The organism is Actinoplanes sp. NBRC 103695, assembly GCF_030269485.1.
Lineage (GTDB): Bacteria > Actinomycetota > Actinomycetes > Mycobacteriales > Micromonosporaceae > Actinoplanes.
The window spans coordinates 311,014-334,232 of the sequence record NZ_BSTL01000008.1; the positions used below are offsets into that span (position 1 = coordinate 311,014).

Annotated in this window: 20 protein-coding genes; 11 read left to right on the forward strand and 9 right to left on the reverse strand. The window is 71.8% G+C overall.

The genetic code is table 11. The features are described from left to right. Positions 1–58: 58 nt before the first annotated feature. Positions 59–502 (forward strand): ribosomal protein L7/L12, encoded by a 444-nt coding sequence (locus QSK31_RS16675; protein ID WP_285684874.1) that lies wholly within the window; start codon positions 59–61, stop codon positions 500–502. Here the strand turns inward: QSK31_RS16675 and QSK31_RS16680 are convergent. The 8 genes from QSK31_RS16680 to QSK31_RS16715 form a co-directional block, all read right to left on the reverse strand. Next, positions 488–892 (reverse strand): MmcQ/YjbR family DNA-binding protein, encoded by a 405-nt coding sequence (locus QSK31_RS16680; RefSeq protein WP_285684876.1) that lies wholly within the window; start codon positions 890–892, stop codon positions 488–490. The two genes, QSK31_RS16675 and QSK31_RS16680, sit on opposite strands and share 15 nt — an antisense overlap. Before the next feature lie 249 nt (positions 893–1,141). Beyond that, a complete protein-coding gene (pheT, locus tag QSK31_RS16685) occupies positions 1,142–3,613 on the reverse strand; it encodes a phenylalanine--tRNA ligase subunit beta (protein WP_285684877.1) in 2,472 nt (823 codons plus the stop codon). A 4-nt stretch (positions 3,614–3,617) separates the two neighbouring features. After that, a complete protein-coding gene (pheS, locus tag QSK31_RS16690; protein WP_285684880.1) occupies positions 3,618–4,679 on the reverse strand; it encodes a phenylalanine--tRNA ligase subunit alpha in 1,062 nt (353 codons plus the stop codon). A gap of 471 nt (positions 4,680–5,150) precedes the next feature. After that, positions 5,151–5,633: a mycothiol transferase gene (locus QSK31_RS16695; protein WP_285684884.1), complete on the reverse strand. Its 483-nt coding sequence runs from the start codon at positions 5,631–5,633 to the stop codon at positions 5,151–5,153. 884 nt (positions 5,634–6,517) lie between these two features. Next, positions 6,518–7,927 (reverse strand): M20/M25/M40 family metallo-hydrolase, encoded by a 1,410-nt coding sequence (locus QSK31_RS16700; RefSeq protein WP_285684886.1) that lies wholly within the window; start codon positions 7,925–7,927, stop codon positions 6,518–6,520. Between the two features lie 72 nt (positions 7,928–7,999). Then, complete coding sequence (locus QSK31_RS16705; RefSeq protein ID WP_502872972.1) at positions 8,000–8,596, reverse strand: SanA/YdcF family protein; 597 nt, start codon at positions 8,594–8,596, stop codon at positions 8,000–8,002. A gap of 198 nt (positions 8,597–8,794) precedes the next feature. Further along, positions 8,795–9,760, reverse strand: a complete 966-nt coding sequence (locus QSK31_RS16710) for an aminoglycoside phosphotransferase family protein (protein WP_285684890.1) — start codon at positions 9,758–9,760, stop codon at positions 8,795–8,797. Between the two features lie 13 nt (positions 9,761–9,773). Then, positions 9,774–12,002 carry an exo-beta-d-1,3/1,6-glucosidase gene (locus tag QSK31_RS16715; RefSeq protein ID WP_285684892.1) on the reverse strand — a complete coding sequence of 743 codons (2,229 nt, stop codon included), beginning with the start codon at positions 12,000–12,002 and terminating at the stop codon, positions 9,774–9,776. A gap of 132 nt (positions 12,003–12,134) precedes the next feature. Between QSK31_RS16715 and QSK31_RS16720 the strand changes: the two genes are divergently transcribed. Continuing rightward, the gene (locus tag QSK31_RS16720) at positions 12,135–12,965 is read left to right on the forward strand and encodes a helix-turn-helix transcriptional regulator (protein ID WP_285684894.1); all 831 of its coding nucleotides are present in this window, start codon (positions 12,135–12,137) and stop codon (positions 12,963–12,965) included. Here QSK31_RS16720 and QSK31_RS16725 read toward each other — a convergent pair. Then, entirely contained in the window at positions 12,947–13,654 is a 708-nt protein-coding gene (locus QSK31_RS16725) for a DUF8817 family protein (RefSeq protein ID WP_285684895.1), read from the reverse strand. The genes QSK31_RS16720 and QSK31_RS16725 overlap by 19 nt on opposite strands. A gap of 48 nt (positions 13,655–13,702) precedes the next feature. On the opposite strand from QSK31_RS16725, the gene manD reads away from it, so the two are divergent. From manD to argH, 9 genes are all read left to right on the forward strand, one after another. Further along, positions 13,703–14,908 (forward strand): D-mannonate dehydratase ManD, encoded by a 1,206-nt coding sequence (gene manD, locus QSK31_RS16730; protein ID WP_285684896.1) that lies wholly within the window; start codon positions 13,703–13,705, stop codon positions 14,906–14,908. Positions 14,909–14,977: 69 nt separating this feature from the next. Beyond that, on the forward strand, positions 14,978–15,976 hold the full coding sequence (gene argC, locus QSK31_RS16735) for an N-acetyl-gamma-glutamyl-phosphate reductase (RefSeq protein WP_285684897.1): 999 nt from the start codon (positions 14,978–14,980) through the stop codon (positions 15,974–15,976). Further along, positions 15,973–17,145: a bifunctional glutamate N-acetyltransferase/amino-acid acetyltransferase ArgJ gene (gene argJ / locus QSK31_RS16740; RefSeq protein WP_285684898.1), complete on the forward strand. Its 1,173-nt coding sequence runs from the start codon at positions 15,973–15,975 to the stop codon at positions 17,143–17,145. The genes argC and argJ overlap by 4 nt, the downstream gene beginning before the upstream one ends. A gap of 2 nt (positions 17,146–17,147) precedes the next feature. Beyond that, positions 17,148–18,014 carry an acetylglutamate kinase gene (argB, locus tag QSK31_RS16745; protein WP_285684967.1) on the forward strand — a complete coding sequence of 289 codons (867 nt, stop codon included), beginning with the start codon at positions 17,148–17,150 and terminating at the stop codon, positions 18,012–18,014. Beyond that, positions 18,011–19,156 carry an acetylornithine transaminase gene (locus QSK31_RS16750; RefSeq protein WP_285684900.1) on the forward strand — a complete coding sequence of 382 codons (1,146 nt, stop codon included), beginning with the start codon at positions 18,011–18,013 and terminating at the stop codon, positions 19,154–19,156. The genes argB and QSK31_RS16750 overlap by 4 nt, the downstream gene beginning before the upstream one ends. Next, on the forward strand, positions 19,153–20,085 hold the full coding sequence (argF, locus tag QSK31_RS16755) for an ornithine carbamoyltransferase (RefSeq protein WP_285684901.1): 933 nt from the start codon (positions 19,153–19,155) through the stop codon (positions 20,083–20,085). The genes QSK31_RS16750 and argF overlap by 4 nt, the downstream gene beginning before the upstream one ends. Next, positions 20,082–20,582 carry an arginine repressor gene (locus QSK31_RS16760; protein ID WP_285684903.1) on the forward strand — a complete coding sequence of 167 codons (501 nt, stop codon included), beginning with the start codon at positions 20,082–20,084 and terminating at the stop codon, positions 20,580–20,582. Before argF ends, QSK31_RS16760 begins: the two co-directional genes overlap by 4 nt. Then, the gene (locus tag QSK31_RS16765) at positions 20,579–21,778 is read left to right on the forward strand and encodes an argininosuccinate synthase (RefSeq protein WP_285684904.1); all 1,200 of its coding nucleotides are present in this window, start codon (positions 20,579–20,581) and stop codon (positions 21,776–21,778) included. Before QSK31_RS16760 ends, QSK31_RS16765 begins: the two co-directional genes overlap by 4 nt. Next, on the forward strand, positions 21,778–23,202 hold the full coding sequence (argH, locus tag QSK31_RS16770) for an argininosuccinate lyase (RefSeq protein WP_285684905.1): 1,425 nt from the start codon (positions 21,778–21,780) through the stop codon (positions 23,200–23,202). Before QSK31_RS16765 ends, argH begins: the two co-directional genes overlap by 1 nt. Positions 23,203–23,219: the final 17 nt, after the last annotated feature.

The window sequence follows — 23,219 nt, forward strand, 5'->3', positions numbered from 1 at the left end:
TGAGGAAGGCGACGATGCGGGAGAAGCGATCGCCCCGGACCGACAGGACGTGCAGGGCATGCAGGTCATCCCCGCGCGCTGGAACGCGTCGTGCCCGGTGACCACGGCGGTTGTTCCCTTCAGATCTGTCATGCGAATAAGACCCGCCGGTCACCGGATTCTCATCGGCGCTGGTTTGATGGCGGGCATGGATTACCTCACTGTCGTCGCCGGAGCGGTGTTCGTTGCCGGGCTCGTCATGATCTTGTTCGGCTCGCGGGGCCAGGACCAGCGGAAGACCTCGATCCGGCTCGCCTCCATCGAACGCAAACTCGACCTGATCATGAAGCATCAGGGCATCGTCGAGCCGCGCGTCGAGGAGCCCGACGTCGTCCAGGAGCTGATGCAGGGCCGGAAGATCCAGGCGATCAAGATCTATCGGGAGCGCACCGGCGTGGGCCTGGCCGATGCCAAGGACGCGGTCGAGCGCATCGCCCGCGAGCGGGGTCTAGACGTCCGCTGACCGGCGGTCCAGCGCCGCGACCCGGCGCACCCCGGCCGTACGCCGGTAGCTGGCGTCCAGCAGTTCGGCGATCTCGTCCCAGTCGGTGTCCGCGCCGAGGTCGACGCCCAGCCAGCCGGACGGCCCGAGGTAGGCGGGCAGGAAGCACCGGTCCTGCTCCAGCATCGCCTCCCGCTCGTCGGGGTCGATCAGCACCATGAGCGCGTGCTCGTGGCGGATCCACTCGCCGTCGCGCTTGACCGAGCCGCCGTAGTAGGCGAAGACCTTGGTCGTGAAGAACGCCGGGTGGCCGTGCGAGATCTTCTCGGCCGCGTCGGGGAAGGCCAGCGTCAGCTCCCGGACGCGAGCCAGGATCGGATCGTCGTCGTCGAACATGATCGGATGCGCCATCCCAGCAGGAAACCACAGATGACCCGCGTAGGTCGTGTTTCAAAACCCGGCCAGGCGCGAGGCGTGGCCCAGAGCGCGCCTGACGGCGGCCTTACGCACTGCGTGCCGCAGGACAGTCGCGCGACAAGCCCGTGTGCAACCGCCGGAGAATGAACGAGGTGGCGGCCGCAAAGGGCTCGGCCGCCACCCGATCAACTTCAGCATTCCCCGGATCAGTTTCGGACAAAACCCTACGAACGGGCCATAAACTCAGGCCCCGCGCAGGACCGCTCCCGTGCTCGAGGCAGCTGCGGCCACCGCGGCGTCCCGGGCCGCCACCGCCTCCTCGACGGTCAGCGTGCGGTCGGGGGCGCGGAACGTCAGCTTGTACGCCAGCGACCGCATGCCCTCGCCGAGCTGCTCCGACGCGTACACGTCGAACAGCCGGACCGACTCCAGCAGCGAACCCGCGCCGGCGACCAGCGCCCGCTCCACCTCGGCGGCCGGCACATCCGACGGGACCACCAGGGCCACGTCGATCAGCGCCGGCGGGTAGGTCGTCAACCGGCCCGCCTCCACCACCTCGCGCGGCGGGACCGCGTCCAGGTCGAGCTCGACCGCGCAGACGCGCTTGGGCAGTTCCAGCGCCGAGAGGACGCCGGGGTGCAGCTCACCGGCGTACCCGATGATCTGCTCGTCGACCAGGATCGCCGCGCACCGGCCGGGATGCCACGGCGCGTGGTCGGCCGCGCGTACCGAAACCTGCCCGGAGGGCACACCGGCCGCCGACAGAGCGGTCCGCGCCGCCTCCACCGCGTCGCCCCACATGGCCGCGCGCCCCTCGCCCCACCAACCGGCCGGGTCGAACTCGCCCGTCAGCACCGCGGCGACGTGCCACGGCTGGTGCGGGACCAGCGCGTTCGCCGCCGTCCAATCCTCGTCGGAGGGGCGGCGGTCGACGCCCAGCACAGGCGGCGGGGTGTCCACGGCCTGCGGCAGGAACACCTCGCCCATCTCGTAGAGCGCCAGGTCGCGCAGGCCGCGGCCCAGGTTGCGGCGGAGCGTGCCGAGCAGGGTGGCCAGCAGCGACGTGCGCAGCTGGGGCTCCTCCTCGGACAGCGGGTTGGTCAGCCGCACCGCGCTGCGCCGAAGGTCGTCCGTCGCCAGGCCGAACGCGTCGTGCACCGAGGGGGCGACGAACGGGTACGACAGCACCTCGACGTAGCCGTTCTCGGCGAGCGCGCGGCCCACCGACCGGCGACGACGCTGGGTCGCGGTCAGCCCGCCACCGCCCGGCGCCAGCGGCAGCACGCTCGGGATGTCGTTGTAGCCGCCGAGCCGCGCCACCTCCTCCACCAGGTCGGCCGGGGCGAGCAGGTCGGGCCGCCAGGACGGCGGGGTGACCTCCCAGGTGCCGGCCACCCTGCAGCCGACCTTGGCCAGCAGCCCGGCCACCTCGTCCTCGCTGTAGGCCAGGCCGATGCGCCGCGACGGCAGCCCCGGGTCGAGCTGGATCGGCGCCTGCGGGACCAGGTGATCGATGTCCAGGACCCGCTCGTCGACCTCGCCGCCGGCGTACTCGGTGAGGATCTCCACGGCCCGGCGCAGCGCGACCAGCGGCAGCTGCGGGTCGACGCCGCGCTCCCAGCGTTTCGCCGCCTCACTGAACAGCCTGTGCCGCCGGGCGGTGCGCCCGACCATCACGGCGTCCCAGTGGGCGGCCTCCAGCAGCACGTCGACCGTGCCCGGCTGCCACTCGCTGGTCTCGCCGCCCATCACCGCGGCCAGCGAGATCGGCCCGGTCTCGTCGCAGATCACCATGTCCTCGGCGTCGAGCACGCGCGCGACACCGTCCAGGGTGGTCAGCTTCTCGCCCGGCGTGGCCCGGCGCACGACCAGGCCGCCACGCAGCCTGCCCAGGTCGAAGACGTGCATCGGCTGGCCGAGCTCGACCATCAGGTAGTTGGTGATGTCCACCGGCAACGAGATCGCCCGGATGCCGGCCGCCGCCAGGCGCTTCTTCATCCAGGCCGGCGACTGCGCGTCCGGGTCGATGCCCCGGACGACGCGAGCGGCGAAGCGGTCACAGCCGACCGTGTCGTCGACCTGCACCGGGTAGGGCGGCTCGGCGGTCCGCCCCGGAGCGTCCAGGAGCGCCGGGTCGGTGTAAGCCGACTCGTACGCGTAGGAGAGCTCCCGGGCCATCCCGCGCAGGCTCATCTCGTAGCCACGGTCCGGCGTGATCTCCACCTCGACCAGCACGTCGTCCAAGCCGACCACCGGCCGGGCGTCCGTGCCCGGGGCGGCGGCGTCCGGCGGCAGCACCAGGATGCCCGCGTGATCGTCGCCGATCCCGAGCTCCCGTACCGAACAGATCATGCCGTGCGAATTGCGGCCGTAGGTCTTCCGCGCACCGATCTTGAACCCACCCGGCAGCTCGCCGCCCGGCAGGATCACCACGACCAGGTCACCGACGGCGAAGTTGGTCGCCCCGCACACGATCTCCTGAGGGTCGGACCGGCCCACGTCGACACGGCAGAACCGGATCGGCTTCTTGAAGCCGGTCAGCTCCTCGATCTCCAGCACCTTGCCGACCACCAGGTCACCGAGCACGGTGGCGGCCTGGTCGACGACCGACTCCACCTCCATGCCCAGGTCGGTCAGCGTCTGGTCCAGCTCCGCGGCGGTCAGCGACGCGGGCAGCTCCACGTAGTCACGGAGCCACGACAGTGACGTCTTCATCGCGTCAGACCTCCATTCCGAACGTACGGGTGAAACGTGCGTCACCCTCGACCATCTCGCGCATGTCACTGACCCCGTTGCGGAACATCAGCGTGCGCTCCACGCCCATCCCGAACGCGAAACCGGAGTACCGCTCGGGGTCGATCCCGCAGGCCGTCAGCACCCGCGGGTTGACCATGCCGCAGCCACCCCACTCGACCCAGCGCGGCCCGTCCCGGTGCTGCTCGAACCACACGTCGAACTCGGCGGACGGCTCGGTGAACGGGAAGTAGTGCGGCCGCCACCGGGTTTTCGCGTCCGGGCCGAACATGGCCCGCGCGAAATGGTCGAGCGTCCCGCGCAGGTGCGCCATCGTGATGCCCTCGTCGACGACCAGGCCCTCGATCTGGTGGAACACCGGGCTGTGCGTCGCGTCCAGCTCGTCCGACCGGTACGCCCGGCCCGGGCTGACCACGTAGATCGGCGGCGTCCGGGTGAGCATCGTCCGCACCTGACCGGGCGACGTGTGCGTGCGCATAACCAGGCCCGGCAGGTCCACGTAGAACGTGTCCATCGCACCGCGCACGGCGTTGTCCGGCCCGATGTTGAGCGCGTCGAAGTTCACCCACTCGAGCTCCAGCTCGGGGCCGTCGACGATTTCGTAGCCGATGCCGATGAACAGGTCGGCCATGTGTTCCATCAGCGTGGTCAGCGGATGCCGTGCGCCGCGCGGCCGCCGGTCCCACGGGAGCGTGACGTCGACCCGCTCCTCGACCAGCACGCGGGCGGCGCGCTCCAGCTCGAGCTCCACCAGACGCGTGTCGAACGCGCTCTGGACGGCCTGCCGGGCGAGATTGACGCGCTTGCCGGCGTCGGATTTCGCGGCCGGCGGCAGGGATCCGATCTCCCGGCGCGCGAGCGACACCGGCGAACGGTCACCGAGATGCGCGGGTTTCAGAGCGCCGAGGGCGTCGAGGTCCGCGGCCTGCTCGAAGGCTTTCTGCGCCTCGGCGACGGCAGCGTCGAGCGCCGACGGGTCGAGCAGGGCGGCCTGCTTCGGATCGTACGGATCGTTGCGATAGGACATGATGCGGCGAACTCCCTCACACCGGATGAGCCATCGGGCAGTCTACGGACGGCTTAGCCGCAGCCCGCCGGTCGGTATGAGGAATCGCGCAAGGAGAGACCCGTCAACCAGCGGGCCGGCTAAACCATCTCCCTGTCGCCATGCCGAAAAGCATAGACCAACCCTCAAGATCAAGAACTTGATATTCCCGCGTCCGCCGGGGTACAGACCGTATGCTCCCGCGGGCTCACGCTCCGTGCGTCCAGGGCCCTGCCGGCTCCGCCGGCGCCTACTGCGCCCTGCCGGCCCCGCCGGCCCCGCCGACTCCGCCGGCGCCCCGGCAGCGAACGACCGGGCCGATGCTGCCCGGCTTCAGGCCCTGCCCCTAGCTGACCGGCCTCGACCTCACCCGCTGGCAGGCACTTTGCTCTGCTTACACATACGCATCACCCCGGCGGTTTGCTCTGCTTACCTATAGGAAGCAGCGGCGGCTCACTCGCCGACGGCGCCGTCCAGGAGTTCGCGGACGGCGTCGGCGTGGCCGGCATGGCGGGCGGTCTCGTTGATCAGGTGCAGCAGCACGAAGCGCAGGTCGGTGTCATGGCCGTAGCGGGACGCGGTGGTCAGGTCGCCGATCCGGCGGACCGCGGCGTCGGTGGCGGCCGCTCGAGCCTCGTAGGCGGCGACCGCGTCGGCGATGGTGAGCTGCGGCGGGTCGTACTCGTCGGCGGGCTTGCCCGTCTCGGCGCCGAGCATCTCGCCGTCGACCCAGCGGGTCTCGACGCCGGTCAGGTGGTTGACGATGCCGATCAGCGGGATCAGCTTGCCGTCGGGTCGCCACCGTGACTGCTCGTCGGTGATGCCGCCGGCCTTGCGCAGGACCGCGCCGCGGAGGAAGCCGAGCCAGCGGAGCAGCAGCTCGACCTCGTCGTCCGTGCCTTCCGGGAACGGCAGACGCGCCAGGCCGAGATCCATCCGCGAACAATAGCGACACCCGACCGGATGGACGTCTGATCCGGGTGAGGGCTCGTGCGAGTCGGGCCGAGGACGGACCAGCGCCAGCCGCGCGACGACACCTCGCCCTGGAGACTCTTCGCGGTGGAGGTCCGGCTCGCCTTGCCGGGACTCCTCGGGTCGCCGGGACTCCCTCGGGTTGCCGGGGCTCTTCGGTGTGTGCGCTTGCTGCTGGCGCTGTCGCCGGGCGTGGGCTTTCGGTTGGTCTGCCAGGCGCCCGGGTGCCTGCTCACCGTCGCTGCCGCCGCTCGCGGCTCTGGCCGGACGCGACCGTCAGTGGTAGCCGCGGCCTGCGGTGGTAGCCGGGCACGAGGGCGGTAGCCGCGGCCTGCGGTGGTAGCCGGGCGCGAGAGTGGTAGCTGAAGGCGGCATTCGGCCTGTTCGGCCTGCCACGACTGCTCTGGCCGGCCGGTGTCTCGTGGCCGGTGGTAGGACCAGGCGCTATCCGAGACCGCTGACCGTTCTGGGCTACCACGCGCGTGGACCGCGGTAGTCCAGAACGGTATCCGGGGCCGAAATACCGCCGTGGCCCGCCACCGCGTGCCTGGTCTACCACTCACGTCCGTTCCTACCATCAACCGTGTCCGGCCACGGCCACGGCCACGGCCACGGCCACGGCCACGGCCACGGCCGCGGCCGGCGGCAGCGACGGTGCGCAGGCACTCGGGCGCCTGGAAAGCCGCCCCGACTCCGCAGCGGGCGCGGGCGGTGGCTGCCAGGGTGAGCGGGCACCCCGCCCCGACTCCGCACCGGGCGCGGGCGGTGGCAACCAGGGTGCAGCAGGCGCCCGGGCATCTTGCAGGCCCGGCAGTGCGGCCTGACCAGACCTCAACCTCGAAGGGTCTCTAGCTGCTCGGGACGGGGGCCGCGACGGGGCTGCGGTGGCCGGCGCGGTCGATGGCTCGTACGCCGAATTGGACGTTGTCCTTGGAGATGTCGATGGTGGCCGAGGTGACGGCGCCGACCAGGGTGCCGTGGGTCCAGTCGGGTTCGGTGGTCTCGCGCCAGACGACCTCGTAGCCGGCCAGGTCCTCGTCGGTGGCGGGCTGCCAGCGCAGCGTGGTGGCGTTGGTCAGCTGGGTCGTGTCGATGACGACGCCGCGGGGAGTGGACGGGGCCTGGGCCAGGGACCAGAGGGTCGCGGCGTTCACCCGGGCGACCCGCGCGATGTAGAAGAAGTCGCAGAACCGGGGCAGGTCGCCGTACTGCACGCCGTCCTCGACGCGGACGTCCTGGTGCTGGAGGCGGAAGTTCTCGCGGGGCTCGGTGAAACGGGCCGCGGGGTAGCCGCGGCGCAGGAAGGACACGTGGTCGCTGCCGCGCAGGTAGCGGTCGCGGCGCCAGATCACGCGGACCTTCATGCCGGTCTCCGCGTTTTCCGCCACGTCGCGCACGAAGCGGCCGAGCTGGCGGGACGGGCCGTCGTTCTCGCCGCCGACCGACTGCCGGGTGCTCGCCTGCGCGGGCGTCTCGGCGGTGGGCACGCCCTCGACGAAGAGCCGGACCGTGCGGTTGTCGGGCGGGGTGCCGTCGTGCGCGTCGCCGGTGCCGACGATGTCGTTGCTGAACATGGCCTGCACGTCGGCGCCGGCGTCCCGGTAGGCCTGGGCCATGTGGTCGGAGCCGTAGAGGCCCTGCTCCTCGGCGGCGACCGCGGCGAAGACGACCGTGGCCGCGGTCTGCCGGGTGGCGAAGACGCGGGCCAGCTCCATGACGGCCGCCACGCCGGACGCGTCGTCGTCGGCGCCGGGGGCGTCGGACGTCGCGTTCATCACGTCGGTGACCCGGGAGTCGTAGTGGCCGGTCACCACGTACGTCCGGGCGGGGTCGGTGGTGCCGCGGAGGGTGGCGACGATGTTGGTGATGCGTGTCGGCTCGGGCACGCGGGGGCTGACCGGCTGGATGAACGACTGCAGCTCCACCGTCATCCGGCCGCCGGACGCGGCGGCGTACCGCTGCATCTGCTCGAAGATCCAGTCGCGCGCCGCGCCGATGCCGCGGACCGGGTCGTCCTGCGCGGACAGGGTGTGGCGGGTGCCGAAGTCGGCGAGGCGGCGGACGACCCGCTCGATGCGGCGCGGGTCGATCTCACGCAGGACCGTCTTGAGCTCGCGGTCGGGGGCCTGGGGGCGGGTCCGCGTGCGGGGCGACGCGGTGGACTCCGGACTGCCCAGAGCGCCGGCCGGGTTGCCCAGGAACGGGGCCGCGACGGCCGCGGCCGCGGACGCGGAGAGAAACGCTCGCCGGTCTGCCATACCGGACACTTTGGTCGAGATCGCCGGTCGTGTCTACGGTCATCTATGTCAAATGATGCATACGGTCTGCAATCACCGCAGGGCATCATCCACGGATGTCTCATAGCGGCCGAGAAATATCGGATCGCGCCCGGAAGCGACGTCCGCCATCGCCTTCACGACGGCCATCCGCTCCCGGCCGGAGCTGGACAACCACGGCTGACGATAGATCCGTACGGTGTCGTCACCGACGCCGTCCGCGTCCACCCCGAGGCGGCGGCAGAGCGTCACGGCGCGCTCGATGTGGTAGCTCTGGGTGACCACGATCGCCTTGCGGACGCCGAAGATCTCCCGCGCCCGGGCACACGAGTCGTACGTGTCGAAACCGGCGTGGTCGAGCACCACCTGAGTGCCTGGGACGCCGTGGTCGACGAGCCACCGGAACATGGCCCCGGGCTCGTTGTAGGTCCACCGCGCGTGGTCCCCGGAGACCAGGATCACCTTGACCTTGCCGGCGGCGTACAGCTGCCTGGCGATCTCGAGCCTGCCCACGACGAACGGCGACGGCTCACCGTTGCCGTAGATCTCCGCGCCGAGCACCAGCGCGACCGGCGCACCCGGCGCGTCCGCCGCCGAGCCGAAGACGTGGCCGGCGGCCGCACCCTTCACCCAGAGGGCACCGCCCGCCATCGCCAGCACCGCCGCGGCGACGGCCAGCGAACCCGCCGTGACCAGGCGACGGAACCATTTCGTGAGCACCAGGTGACTCTGCCAGACCGGGTCAAGCCGGGGTAGAAACGACCGGGTGGATCCGTTGATCAGATGGGCGACGCTGTCTGCGGCTGGGTTATTCGCTCCGGCCGCTCGGCGCGGCGCGGCAGCGGGGGGTCAGGCGGCGTTGACGATGCGCTCGATGATCTCCCAGGTGTCGTGGTCGTCCTGGCCGCCGTGGTGGACGCCGCGGAAGCGGGCCATCCCGATGGCCAGGTCGGCCAGCTCCCACCACTCGCGGTACAGCGCCAGCACCTCGGGCCGGGGGACGGTGCCGGTCGCCTCGGCGTACGCGTCGAAGGTCTCGTCGCCGAGCAGCCACAGGTCGCGTTCGGGCGGGGCGATCAGCGCGGTGTCCCAGTCGATCAGGCGCCAGCCGGCGGCCGTGCGCATCGTGTTGGCGGGATGCGGCTCGCCGTGGGTCAGCACGTCGGTGGAGCGGTCGACCGCTGTCAGACGCTCGTCATAGCGCGCATATCGGGCCGCCACCGCGTCGGCGCGCCCGCTCAGCAAGGCCGCGGCGCGCTCGGCATAGGGGCCCTGTCCGGCGGTCTCGCCGGCGAGCGCGGCCTCCACCGCGTCGCGGCGGGGCACGGACAGGTCGTCCACGCCGGCTTTCTCCCGCACCGAGGGTGGTGCGGCGTGGACACCCACAACCATGTCGAGTACGGCGTGCCGATGGTCGTCGCCGGTCCACTGCTGCCAGCCGAAGCTCGTGCCGTCGACATGCGGGTAGAGCGCCGCCGCCCAGCGCGGACCGAGCCGGACGACTGCCCGTCCGCCGGCCGTGCGGACCGGCGCGACCACGAAACCGGCGCCCGTCTCGCGCAGCGCCCGTGCCGTGGTCAGCGCGCGCGCCAGCCGGGCGTACGCATCGTCATGGGTCTCGGTTGTGGCGAACCGCCCGATCTCCAGGTCGTCGACCGTGACGAACCACCGGCCGCCGGCCGGGTCGCGAGCCGTCCAATGGTGACTGCCGAACCCGACCGGCGCGTGGTCGAGGCCGGCCACCGCCACACCCCACTCGCGGGTCAGCGCGGCGGTGAGCTCGTCGGTGTCGAAGTCGTCGGGCAGGCTCTGCACCCGCCCGATTCTGTCAGTTCGTCACGGTGAAGCGGGCGACGATCCGGTCACGAGAGTTCGGTCCGACCTGGAGCTCGAACGCGCCCGGCTCGACGACCCGGCGCCCGTCCGCGGTGACCAGCGTGCACGCCGCGACCGGCAGCTCGAGGTCGACCGTGATCGACGCCTTCGGGAGCACCTGGACCTGCCGGTAGGTCTTCAGCTCCCGCTCGGCCCAGGTCACGCTGGTGACCAGGTCGGTCACGTACACCTGGACGGTTTCCAGGGCCGGCCGGTCGCCGGTGTTGGTGAGCGTGACCTGCGCCCGGATCGTGCCGTCCGGCGGCAGGTCGGTCTGGGCGAGCACCAGGTCGGAGTACTCGACCGTGGTGTAGCTGAGGCCCTCGCCGAAGACGAACTGCGGCTCCTGGGAGAGGTCGGCGTAGCGGCGGCCGTGCTGGCCGCGGATCTGGTTGTAGTAGACCGGCTGCTGGCCGACGTGCCGGGGAACCGTGATCGGCAGCCGGCCGGTCGGCTCGATCGCGCCCAGCACCAGCTCGGCGATCGCCCGGCCGCCGCGCATGCCGGGGTTGAAGGCCTGGATCAGTGCCGCCGCCTCGACCGCCGCCGGCGGGAGGACCAGCGGCTTCGAGCCGACCTGCACGACCACCATCGGCGTGCCGGTCGCCGCCACGGCCTCCAGCAGCGCGACCTGGCCGCCCTGCAGCTCCAGCGTGGCCGTGGACTTGCTCTCGCCGGTCAGCGCGACCGTGTCGCCGACCACGACGACCGCCACGTCGGCGGCGGTGGCCGCGGCCACCGCCTCGGCGAGTTCCGCCTCGTCGATCGGGACGCCCTGGGCGACCGGCGGGCGCGGCTGGCCGTCCGGGAAGTGGGTGCCGTCCGGGTCCGGCACCAGCTCGACGATGCGGGCGCCGCGGGCGTACGTGATCTCGTCTTTCTTGAAGAAGCGGAAGCCGTCCAGCACCGTCTCGGTGAGCTCGCGCGGGTGGCCGTCGGGCAGCCAGTCGACCTGGCCGGAGTCGCCGGCCCAGTCGCCCAGCTGGGCGGACACGTCGTCGGCGTTGGGCCCGAGGACCGCGATCCGCTTACCCGCCGGAAGCGGCAGCACACCGTCGTTGCGAAGCAGGACCAGCGAGCGGCGGGCCGTCTCCAGGTTGAGCTGGGTGTGCTCGGGGCGGCCGATCACGGCGGCCTGCCGGTCGGCGTCCGGGCCGCGCGGGTTCTCGAAGAGGCCGAGGCGGAACTTCAGCCGCAGGATCCGGCGGACCGCCTCGTCGATCCCGGCCTCGTCGAGGGTGCCGTTCGCGACCGCTTCCTGCGCGCCCTCGAAGAAGCCGGGCGTGGTCATGACCAGGTCGTTCCCGGCTCGGACGGCGGCCGCGGCGGCCTCCGCCAGGTCGGCGCAGACCTGCTGTTCCCAGACCATCCGCCCGACGTTGTCCCAGTCGGTGACCAGCGTGCCGGTGAAGCCCCACTCCTGCTTCAGCACGTCGTTGAGCAGCCACCGGTTGGTGGTGATGGGCACTCCGTCCATCGACTGGTAGCCGAGCATGAACGTGGCCACGCCCTCGCGGGCCACCCGCTCGAACGGCGGCAGGAACCAGGCGCGCAGCTTGCGCGGGGTGAGGTCGGCCTCGCTGGCGTCCCGGCCGCCCTGGGTCTCGGAGTAGCCGGCGAAGTGCTTGGCGGTGGCCAGGATCGCGGTCGGGTCGGTGAGCCCGCCTCCCTGGTAGCCGCGGACCATCGCCGCGCCCAGCTCGCCGATCAGGTACGGGTCCTCGCCGAACGTCTCGTCCACCCGGCCCCAGCGCAGGTCGCGGGCGATGCACAGGACGGGGGAGAAGGTCCAGTGCACGCCGGTCGCGGACACCTCGACGGCGGTGGTGCGGGCCACCCGCTCGATCAGGTCGGCGTCCCAGCTGGCGGCCATCGCGAGCTGGGTCGGGAAGATGGTGGCGCCGGGCCAGAACGAGTGCCCGTGGATGCAGTCCTCGGCGGTGAGCAGCGGGATGCCCAGGCGAGTGCCGGCCGCGAGGTCGATCGCCTCGAGCAGCTTCTGCGGGGAGGTGTGCAGGATCGAACCGGCCAGCTTGCCGGTGACGATCTCCTTGAGGTCGCCACGGGAGTCCAGCTGGAGCATCTGCCCGACCTTCTCGGGCAGGGTCATCCGGCCCAGCAGATCCGTGACGCGCTCCTCGACAGGCAGCGTTGGGTCACGGTACGGATCGTCAGCGGGCACGTCGGGGGACCTCCGGGATCGATAACACTTTTTGGGGCTTATCCGCAGTCTGACAGCCCGGAACCGGTTCCGTCACCCCGCGACGGTTCCGGAACCTACACGTGTCAGTCGCGGGGGATTACTTTTGCAGGCATGACCACCTCTGACTTCGGACAGGCCGTCCGGGCCTGGCGCGACCGGGTTCCGCCCGAGTCGGCCGGCCTGCCCGCCGCCGGGCACCGCCGGGCCGCCGGGCTGCGCCGCGAGGAGCTGGCCCTGCTGTCCGGGATCTCGGTCGACTACGTGACCAGGCTCGAACAGGGCCGGGCGACCGCGCCGTCGGCCCAGGTCGTCGAGGCGCTGGCCCGCGCGCTGCGGCTCTCCGGTCCGGAGCGCGCGCACCTGTTCCGGCTGGCCGGACTGGCGCCACCCGGCCGGGGGCTGATCCCGAGCCACCTCACCCCGAGCATTCAGCGACTGCTCGATCGGCTCGCCGGCACGCCGGTCGCGGTCAGTGACCTGCTGTGGAACCTGATCACCTGGAACGCGCCCTGGGTGGCGCTGATGGGGGAGCCGGGATCCGAGCGCAACATCATCCGGAGGCACTTCCTGCTGCAGGACGACGGACGAATTATCCGCACTCGTCCGGAAATGGAAGCTTATGAGACGGAGATGGTCGGCGATCTGCGGACCGCCGTGGGCCGCTATCCGGACGATCCGCGCGGGGAGCGGATGATCGCCGACCTGCGGGCCGGCAGCGAGCGATTCGCCGAGCTGTGGAACTCCGGGGTGCTGGGCGTGCACACGTCCTTCCGCAAGACCATCGGCCACCCAGCGGTCGGGCCGGTGGAGCTGGACTGCGACGTCCTCGACGCCGCCGGCACCGATCTGCGGCTCATCGCGTACACCGCCGAGCCCGGCTCCGAGGCGGCCGAGAAACTGGCCCTGATCACGGTCCTCGGGACTCAGACCCTGACCTCGTAACCGGTGGCCAGGTCGCGCACCCGGCGTTCCAGGTCCGACGCGAACTCGGCCAGTTCGGCGCCGGTGGCGTCCAGCTCGCGGGCCCGCTCCAGCGCCGCCACGGCGGTGCGCTCGTCGCCCAGGACCAGGGCCAGCTCCGCGCGGTACGCCAGCGCCTCCGCCATCACCGCCGGATCCTCGTCCGGCGGGACCTTGCCCAGCGCGCCGTCCAGCACGGTCGCCGCGCGCGCGTGGTCGTCCCGCACGTCCGCCAGCACCACGGCGTGCTCCAGGGCCAGGGCCAGGGTGGTCTGCGGCCCCGGCGCGCGCTCGATGCCCCGGGCGATCACCCGGATCCAGTTGCCGGCCGGGTCCACGATGCTGAAGCCGCTCAGCGCCGCCGCGCGTACCCGTGGACGGGTCATCCGGGGCACCCCCGAGACCAGGACCTCGCCGTACGCGGTGCGCATGCCGTCCGCGAACGCCCGGTGCAGGGCGCCGATGTCGTCGACCAGCACCAGGCAGGAGCCGTACGAGGTGTGCGGGTCGAAGTCGGGCACCACGAAGAAGTGCAGGTGCAGGTCGGCCCGGCGGAGCGCGATGTAGCCGGGCTGCCGGTAGGTCGCCCGGAAGCCCAGCACCGCGTAGAAGGCGCTGATCTCGTCCGCGTCCCGGCACGGCAGCAGCGGGACGGTCACCTCGTTGGTCACGTCTCTTTCTACTACGGTTCGCCACGAACCCTCCCGGAAAGGCCGCTCATGATCATCGAATCCGCCGAAGTCGTCGTGACCAGCCCGGATCGCAACTTCGTCACGCTCCGCGTCACCACCGACGACGGGCTCGTCGGGCTGGGCGACGCCACCCTGAACGGGCGCGAGCAGAGCGTGGTGGCGTACCTGGCCGAGCACGTGGCGCCCCTGCTCATCGGGCGGGACGCGCATCGCATCGAGGACACCTGGCAGTTCCTCTACCGAGGGGCGTACTGGCGGCGCGGGCCGGTGACCATGGCCGCGATCGCCGCCGTGGACGTCGCGCTCTGGGACATCAAGGCGCAGGCCGCGGGGATGCCGCTCTACCAGCTGCTGGGCGGGGCGTCGCGCAGCGGGCTGCTCGCGTACGGCCACGCCAGCGGGCCTGATCTGCCGTCGCTGTTCGAGGAGATCAGGCGATTGCGGGGCGACGGCTACCGCGCGATCCGGGTGCAGACCAGCGTGCCCGGGCTGGACAAGATCTACGGCATTTCCACGGGCCATTACGAACCCGCCGGACGCGTGCCGGCGCCGGTCGAGGAGGACTGGGACAGCCGTTCCTACCTGCGGCACATGCCCGGTGTCTTCGAGGCGGTCCGCGCCGAGTTCGGCCCCGAGTTGCCGCTGCTGCACGACGTCCATCACCGGCTCACCCCGATCCAGGCGGCCCGGCTCGGCAAGGCGCTCGAACCGTACGACCTGTTCTGGCTGGAGGACTGCACGCCGGCCGAGGACCAGGAGGCGCTGCGGCTGGTCCGGCAGCACACCACCACGCCGCTGGCGATCGGCGAGGTGTTCAACACGGTCCACGACTACCGGACGCTGATCGCCGACCGGCTGATCGACTACGTCCGCTCCGCGGTGACGCACACCGGCGGGATCACACACCTCAAGAGGATTCTCGAGTACGCGGGGCAGTACGGCATCAGATCCGGCATCCACGGGCCCACCGACATCTCACCGGTGGGGATGGCGGCCTCCCTGCATCTCGGTCTCGCCCTGCACAACTTCGGGATCCAGGAGTACATGAAGCACGGCGCGCGGACCGATGAGGTCTTCCAGCAGTCGTTCACCTTCGTCGACGGACTCCTGCACCCGGGTTCACAACCGGGTCTCGGCGTACGGCTGGACCTCTCCTCGGCGAAGAAGTACCCGTATCAAACCGCCTATCTGCCCATCAACCGCCTGAAGGACGGCACAGTGCACGACTGGTGACGCTCGGCACCATTGCTGGTCCGTGGTGTTTCTTGATACGGTCTTCTGCATAGTCATGCGGAGGGCTGTATGGGTTGTTCAGTCGCGGTAGCGGGAGCGAGCGGATATGCGGGCGGTGAGCTGCTGCGCCTGATCTCGGGTCACCCCGAGTTCGAGCTGACGGCGGCCACCGCCCACAGTCAGGCCGGTCAGCCGGTGGCCGCGGTGCACCCGCAGCTCACCGGTCTCGATCTGGTGCTGGGGCGCACCGAGCCGGCGTCGTTCGACGGTGCTGACCTGGTCTTTCTCGCCCTACCACACGGCCAGTCGGCGGCGCTTGCCGCGCAGCTGCCGGCGGGAGTCAAGGTAGTCGATCTGGGCGCCGACTTCCGGCTGCGGGACGCCTCCCTGTGGACGAGGTACTACGGCGGGGAGCACGCCGGCACGTGGACCTACGGGCTGCCCGAGCTGCCCGGCCAGCGGGCCGCGATCGCCGCCTCCGACCGGGTGGCCAACACGGGTTGTTATGCGGCGACGATCACGCTCGCGCTGGCCCCGCTGATCGCCGCGGGCGCCGTCGACCCGGCCGACGTGGTGGTGGTCGCCGCCTCAGGCACCAGCGGCGCCGGGCGCTCGGCGAAGGTGAGCCTGCTGGCCAGCGAGGTGATGGGGAGCCTTTCGCCGTACAAGGTGGGCGCTCATCAGCACGTGCCGGAGATCAAGCAGGCGACCGGCGCCACCTCGCTGTCGATGACCCCGGTGCTGGCTCCGATGCCGCGGGGCATCCTCGCGACCGTCACCGCCCGTGCGCTCGGTCCCGATCCCCGCGAGGTCCTGTCGGCGGCGTACGCCGACGAGCCCTTCGTCCACGTCCTGCCCGAGGGCGTCTGGCCGCACACGGCCGCCACCGCCGGGTCCAACTCGTGTCACCTGCAGGCCACCGTCGACATCGACTCGGGCCGCGTCATCGTTGTCAGCGCCCTCGACAACCTCGGCAAGGGCGCGGCCGGGCAGGCCGTGCAGGTCGCCAACCTGATGGTCGGCCTGCCCGAGACCACCGGTCTGTCCGTCTTCGGGGTCGCGCCGTGACCGTCACCGCGGCGAGGGGTTTCCGGGCCAGCGGGGTCGCCGCCGGGCTCAAGGACGGCGGTCGTTCCGACGTCGCGCTGGTCGTCAACGACGGCCCCGACTTCACCGTCGCGGGCGTCTTCACCGGTAACCGGGTGAAGGCGGCGCCGGTGCTCTGGAGCGAGCAGGTGCTCAAGGGCGGCATCGTCCGCGCGGTCGTGCTCAACTCCGGCGGCGCCAACGCCTGCACCGGCAGCCAGGGCTTCCGCGACACCCACGCCACCGCCGAGCACACCGCCGCGGTGCTGCGCGGCGGCGCCCGGCCGATGCTGGTCGGCGCCGGTGACGTGGCCGTCTGCTCGACCGGGCTGATCGGCGAGCTCCTTCCGATGGACAAGCTGCTGCCCGGTGTCGCCCGCGCGGCCAAGGGGCTCACGCGCGACGGCGGGGCCGACGCCGCGCTGGCCATCATGACCACCGACACGGTGCCCAAGACGTCGGTCACCACCGGTGACGGCTGGACCGTCGGCGGCATGGCCAAGGGCGCCGGCATGCTCGCCCCGGCCCTCGCCACCATGCTGGTCGTGCTGACCACCGACGCGGTGGCCGGCAACGACGCGCTCGACGAGGCGCTGCGCGAGGCGACCCGGCTGACCTTCGACCGGATCGACGCCGACGGCTGCATGTCCACCAACGACACCGTCCTGCTGCTCGCCAGTGGCGCGTCCGACGTGCAGCCCGAGCAGGCCGAGCTGACCGCCGCGGTCACCGCGATCTGCCACGACCTGGCCCAGCAGCTGATCGCCGACGCCGAGGGCGCCACCAAGCACATCGCGATCGAGGTGCTCGGCGCGGCCACCGAGGCGGACGCGGTCGAGGTCGGCCGCACGGTCGCCCGCAACAACCTGGTGAAGACCGCGCTGTTCGGCAACGACCCCAACTGGGGCCGGATCCTGGCGGCCGTCGGCACCACCAAGGCGGCCTTCGAGCCCGACCGGATCGACGTGGCGGTCAACGGCGTCTGGGTGTGCAAGAGCGGGGCGGCCGCCGCCGACCGGTCCATCGTGGACCTCGCCGGCCGGGACGTGACGATCACGGTCAACCTGCATGAGGCGGAGATGTCCGCGACGATCTGGACCACCGACCTCTCGCACGCCTACGTGCACGAGAACTCGGCGTACTCCTCATGACGATGACCCCGCACGAGAAGGCCGCGGTCCTGATCGAGTCGCTGCCCTGGCTCGAGCGTTTCCACGGCTCCACGGTCGTCATCAAGTACGGCGGCAACGCGATGACCGACCCCGCGCTGCAGGCGGCGTTCGCGGCCGACATGGTGTTCCTGCGGTACGCCGGGATCAGGCCGGTCGTGGTGCACGGCGGCGGCCCGCAGATCAACGCGATGCTCGGCCGGCTCGGCATCGAGAGCGAGTTCAAGGGCGGGCTGCGGGTCACCACGCCCGAGGCCATGGACGTGGTCCGCATGGTGCTCACCGGCCAGGTGGGCCGCGAACTGGTCGGCCTGATCAACCAGCACGGCCCGTTCGCGGTCGGGCTGTCCGGTGAGGACGCCCGGCTGTTCACCGCGGTCCGCAGGCACGCGCTGGTCGACGGCGAGCCGGTGGACATCGGCCAGGTCGGCGACGTGGCCGAGGTGGACACCTCCGCGGTCGACGACCTGATCGCCGCCGGCCGCATCCCGGTCGTCGCCACCGTCGCGCCCGACGCGGCGGGCGTGGTGCACAACGTCAACGCCGACACGGCCGCCTCCGCGCTGGCCGTGGCCCTCGGCGCCCGCAAGCTGGTCGTCCTGACCGACGTGCCCGGCCTCTACACCAACTGGCCGGACACCTCCTCGCTGACCACGGAGATCGGCGCCGACGATCTGGAAAAGCTTTTGCCGTCACTGGAGTCGGGCATGGTCCCCAAGATGGAGGCCTGCCTGCGCGCGGTCCGCGGCGGGGTGCCCGCCGCGCATGTCGTGGACGGCCGCGTCGCCCACTCCACCCTGTTGGAAGTCTTCACCTCGGAGGGATTCGGGACCATGGTGACGCCGTCATGAGCGGGCTGACCGGCCGGTGGCAAGAGACCATGATGGACAACTACGGCACGCCGCCGCTCGGCCTGGTCCGCGGCTCGGGCGCCGTGCTGACCGCCGAGGACGGGCGCGAGTTCGTCGACCTGCTCGGCGGGATCGCGGTCAACGCGCTCGGCCACGCCCACCCGGCCGTGGTGGACGCGGTGTCCCACCAGATCGCCACGCTCGGGCACGTCTCCAACCTCTTCATCGCCGAGCCGCCGGTCGCGCTCGCCGAGTTGCTGCTGGCGCTGGCCGGGCGGCCCGGGCGGGTGATCTTCAGCAACTCGGGGGCGGAGGCGAACGAGGCCGCGTTCAAACTGTCCCGGCTGACCGGGCGCACCCACGTGGTGGCCACCCGGGGCGGCTTCCACGGCCGCACGATGGGCGCGCTCGCGCTGACCGGTCAGCCGGCCAAGGCAGACCCGTTCCGGCCGCTGCCGGGCGAGGTCACCCACATCCCGTACGGCGACGCGGACGCGCTGCGGGCGGCGGTCACCACCGAGACCGCCATGGTCATCCTGGAGCCGATCCAGGGGGAGAACGGCGTGGTCGTCCCGCCGCCCGGCTACCTGGCCGCGGCCCGGGAGATCTGCACCGCCACCGGCGCGCTGCTCGTGCTCGACGAGGTGCAGACCGGCATCGGCCGCACCGGCCACTGGTTCGCCCACCAGGCGGACGGCGTCGAGCCCGACATCATCACGCTCGCCAAGGGCCTCGGCGGCGGCCTGCCGATCGGCGCCTGCCTGGCCTTCGGACCGGCCGCCGACCTGTTCACCCCGGGCTCGCACGGCACCACCTTCGGCGGCAACCCGGTGTGCTGCGCCGCCGCGCTCGCGGTGATCCGGACCATCGCCGGCGAGGGCCTGCTCGATCACGTGAAACGGGTCGGCGAGCAGCTGCGCCGGGGCGTCGAGGCGCTCGGCCTCACCGTCCGCGGCTCGGGCCTGCTCCTTGGCATCGAGCTCGACGGCCCCGAGTCGGCCCGGCTGGCCGGCGCGCTGCGGGACAAGGGGTTCCTGGTCAATCCGGTCCAGCCGGCCGTCATCCGGCTCGCGCCTCCGCTGATCCTCAGCGCCGAGCAGGCCGACGCGTTCCTCACCGCCCTGAAAGAGGTTCTCCCGTGATCCGGCACTTCCTCGCCGACGACGACCTGTCGCCGGAGGAACAGGCTGAGGTGCTCGACCTCGCCGACACCTTCAAGGCCGACAGGTACGGGTACAAGCCGCTGGCCGGGCCGCAGTCGGTGGCGGTCATCTTCGACAAGCCCAGCCTGCGTACCCGGCTGTCGTTCGAGGCCGGCATCGCCGAGCTCGGCGGCAACCCGATCATCGTGGACACCCAGAACACGCACTTCGGCCGGGGCGAGACGCTGCTCGACGCCGGGCGGGTGCTGTCGCGGTACGTCTCCGCGATCGTGCTGCGCACCCACGGCGACGATCGGCTGGCCGAGCTCGCCTCCGACGTCCGCGTCCCGGTGGTGAACGCGCTGACCGACGGCTACCACCCCTGCCAGCTGCTCGCCGACCTGCAGACCGTGCGGGAACGGCTGGGCGCCACCAAGGGCGTCAAGCTCGCCTACGTCGGGGACGCGGCCAACAACATGGCGCACTCCTACCTGCTGGCCGGGGCGACCGCGGGCATGCACGTCCGGGTCTCGGCGCCCGCCGGCTTCGACCCGTCGGCCGCGGTGGTGGCCCGGGCGGCCGAGATCGCGGCCTGGACGGGCGGCTCCGTCGAGGTGCTGCGCGACCCGCGCGAGGCGGCCGACGGGGTGGACGTGCTGGCCACGGACACCTGGACGTCGATGGGGCAGGAGGGCGACGGGCGGGACAGGTTGACGCCGTTCTGGCCGTACCAGATCTCCGCCCAGCTCCTCGGTGTCGCGAGCCGCGACGCGATCGTCCTGCACTGCCTGCCCGCGCACCGCGGCGAGGAGATCACCGACGAGGTGATGGACGGGCCGCAGAGCGCCGTCTTCGACCAGGCGGAAAACCGCCTGCACGCACAGAAGGCGCTGCTGGCCTGGCTGGTCGAACACGGCGAGGAGTCGTGACCGGGCCCGGGACGCGGGCCGGCCGGCACGCGCGCGTCGTCGAGCTGATCCGTGAGCGCGCGGTGCGCTCGCAGACCGAGCTGGGCGAACTGCTCGCGGCCGACGGGGTGCAGGTCACCCAGGCCACCCTCTCCCGCGACCTGGAGGAGCTCAACGCCGTCAAGGTGAGCGGCGCCTACGTCATCCCCGAGGACGGCCGCCGCCCGCTGCGCGACGCCGAACAGGCGCCGGCCCGGCTCATCCGGCTGCTGCGCGAGCTGCTCACCGGCGTCGACGCCAGCGGCAACCTGACCATCCTCCGAACCCCGCCCGGGGCGGCGCAGTTCCTTGCCAGCGCGCTGGACCGCTCCGGGCTCTCCGACGTCGTCGGCACCATCGCCGGCGACGACACGATCCTCGTCGTGGCCCGCGACGTCTCCGGTGGCAAGGCCCTGGCCGACAAGCTCGCCGAGTGGGCCGGCCACGCCAGCGACACCATGGAAGGGAGCACCCCGTGACCGAGCGGGTCGTACTTGCGTATTCCGGAGGTCTGGACACCTCCGTGGCCATTCCGTACCTCGCCGAGCAGGTGGGCGGCGAGGTGATCGCGGTCGCGCTCGACGTCGGGCAGGGCGGCGAGGACATGGAGGTCATCCGGCAGCGCGCCCTCGACTGCGGCGCCGTGGAGAGCGTCGTGGTGGACGCCAAGGACGAGTTCGCCGCCGACTTCTGCCTGCCGGCGCTGCGCGCCAACGCCCTGTACATGGACCGCTATCCGCTGGTCTCGGCGCTGAGCCGGCCGCTGATCGTGCGTCACCTGGTCGAGGCGGCCCAGCGGTACGGCGGCACCGTGGTCTCGCACGGCTGCACCGGCAAGGGCAACGACCAGGTGCGTTTCGAGGTCGGCATCGGCGCGCTCGCGCCCGGTCTGAAAGTGATCGCGCCGGCCCGGGACTTCGCCTGGACCCGGGACAAGGCGATCGCGCTGGCCGAGGAGAAAGGCCTGCCGATCGACGTGTCGCACCGGTCGCCCTACTCCATCGACCAGAACCTGTGGGGACGCGCCGTCGAGACGGGCTTCCTGGAGGACATCTGGAACTCGCCGATCGAGGAGCTGTACTCGTACACGGCGAACCCGGCCGAGCCGCGGGACGCCGACGAGGTCACCATCACCTTCGACCAGGGCGACCCGGTCGCCGTCGACGGTGAGACGGTCACCCCGCTCGAGGCCGTCGCGGAGCTGAACCGCCGGGCCGGCGCGCAGGGGATCGGCCGCCTCGACATGGTCGAGGACCGTCTCGTCGGGATCAAGAGCCGCGAGGTGTACGAGGCGCCCGGCGCGATCGCCCTGATCGCCGCGCACCAGGAACTGGAGAACGTGACCGTCGAGCGGGACGTCGCCCGGTTCAAGCGGTCCGTCGACCAGCGCTGGGGCGAGCTCGTCTACGACGGCCTCTGGTTCTCGCCACTGAAGGACGCCCTCGACGCGTTCATCGCCGACACCCAGAAATACGTGACCGGCGAGGTGCGGCTGACCCTGCACGGCGGCCGCGCGGTGGTCACCGGACGGCGCTCCGAGGCGAGCCTCTACGATTTCGGGATGGCTACCTACGACACGGGGGACACCTTCGACCAGTCCCTGGCGAAGGGTTTTGTGCAGCTCTGGGGCTTGCCCTCCCGGATGGCGTCGGCGCGGAACAAGCGGCTCGGGTGATGGCGGACAACAAGACGTCCCTGTGGGGCGGCCGGTTCGCCGGTGGGCCCGCCGAGGCTCTGGCCCGGCTCTCCGTCAGCGTGCAGTTCGACTGGCGGCTGGCCCCCTACGACCTCGCCGCCTCCCGGGCACACGCCCGGGTGCTCGCCGCGGCCGGCCTGCTCGACCCGGACGAGCTCGGCAAGATGCTCGCCGCCCTGGACGACCTCGAGGCGGCGTGCGCGTCCGGCGAGTTCCGGCCCACCGTCGACGACGAGGACGTGCACACCGCGCTGGAACGCGGCCTGCTCGAGCGGCTCGGGTCGCTCGGCGGCAAGCTGCGCGCCGGCCGGTCCCGCAACGACCAGGTCGCCACGGACCTCCGGCTCTACCTGCGCGACCACGCCCGCGGGGTGGCCGGCGCGGTGATCGAGCTGGCCGACGCGCTGACCGAGCAGGCGGCGCTCAATGTGGACACCCCCGCGCCCGGGCTGACCCACGTGCAGCACGCGCAGCCGGTCAGCTTCGGCCACTGGCTGCTGGCCCACGTGCAGCCGCTGCTCCGCGACCTGGACCGCCTCGCCGACTGGGACCGCCGCTGCGCGATCTCCCCGCTCGGCAGCGGCGCCCTGGCCGGTTCGTCGCTGCCTCTCGACCCGGCGGCGGTGGCCAAGGAGCTCGGCTTCACGGCGCCCGCCGCCAACTCGATGGACGCGGTGGCCGACCGCGACTTCGTGGCCGAGTTCCTCTTCGTCACGGCCCTGATCGGTGTGCACCTCTCCCGCCTCGGCGAGGAGGTCGTGCTCTGGACGTCCACCGAGTTCGGCTGGGTGGAGCTGGACGACGCCTTCGCCACGGGTTCGTCGATCATGCCGCAGAAGAAGAACGCGGACATCGCCGAACTGGCCCGCGGCAAGAGCGGCCGGCTGATCGGCGGCCTGGTCGCGGTGCTGACCATGCTCAAGGGGCTGCCGCTCACCTACGACCGGGACATGCAGGAGGACAAGGAGCCGGCCTTCGACGCGGTCGACACCCTCCAGCTGCTGCTGCCCGCGCTCGCCGGGATGATCTCCACGATGACCGTCCGCGTGGACCGCCTCGCCGCGGCCGCCCCGGTCGGCTTCTCGCTGGCCACCGAGGTCGCCGACTGGCTGGTCCGTAAGGGTGTGCCGTTCCGCGACGCCCACGAGATCACCGGCCGCCTGGTGGCCTTGTGCGCGGCGCGCGAGTGCGAGTTGGAGGACGTCACCGACGACGACCTGAAGACCATCAGCGAGCACCTCGACCCGTCGGTCCGCCAGGTCCTCTCGGTCCGTTCGGCGCTGGCCGCCCGCACCACCTTCGGCTCGACGGGCCCCGGCCCCGTCGCCGAGCAACTGGCCACCGTCCAGCACCGCCTCGACACCTGCCGCCAATGGGCCATCGAGACCGTGGTGCCCCGGTGACCATCGACAACGTCCTG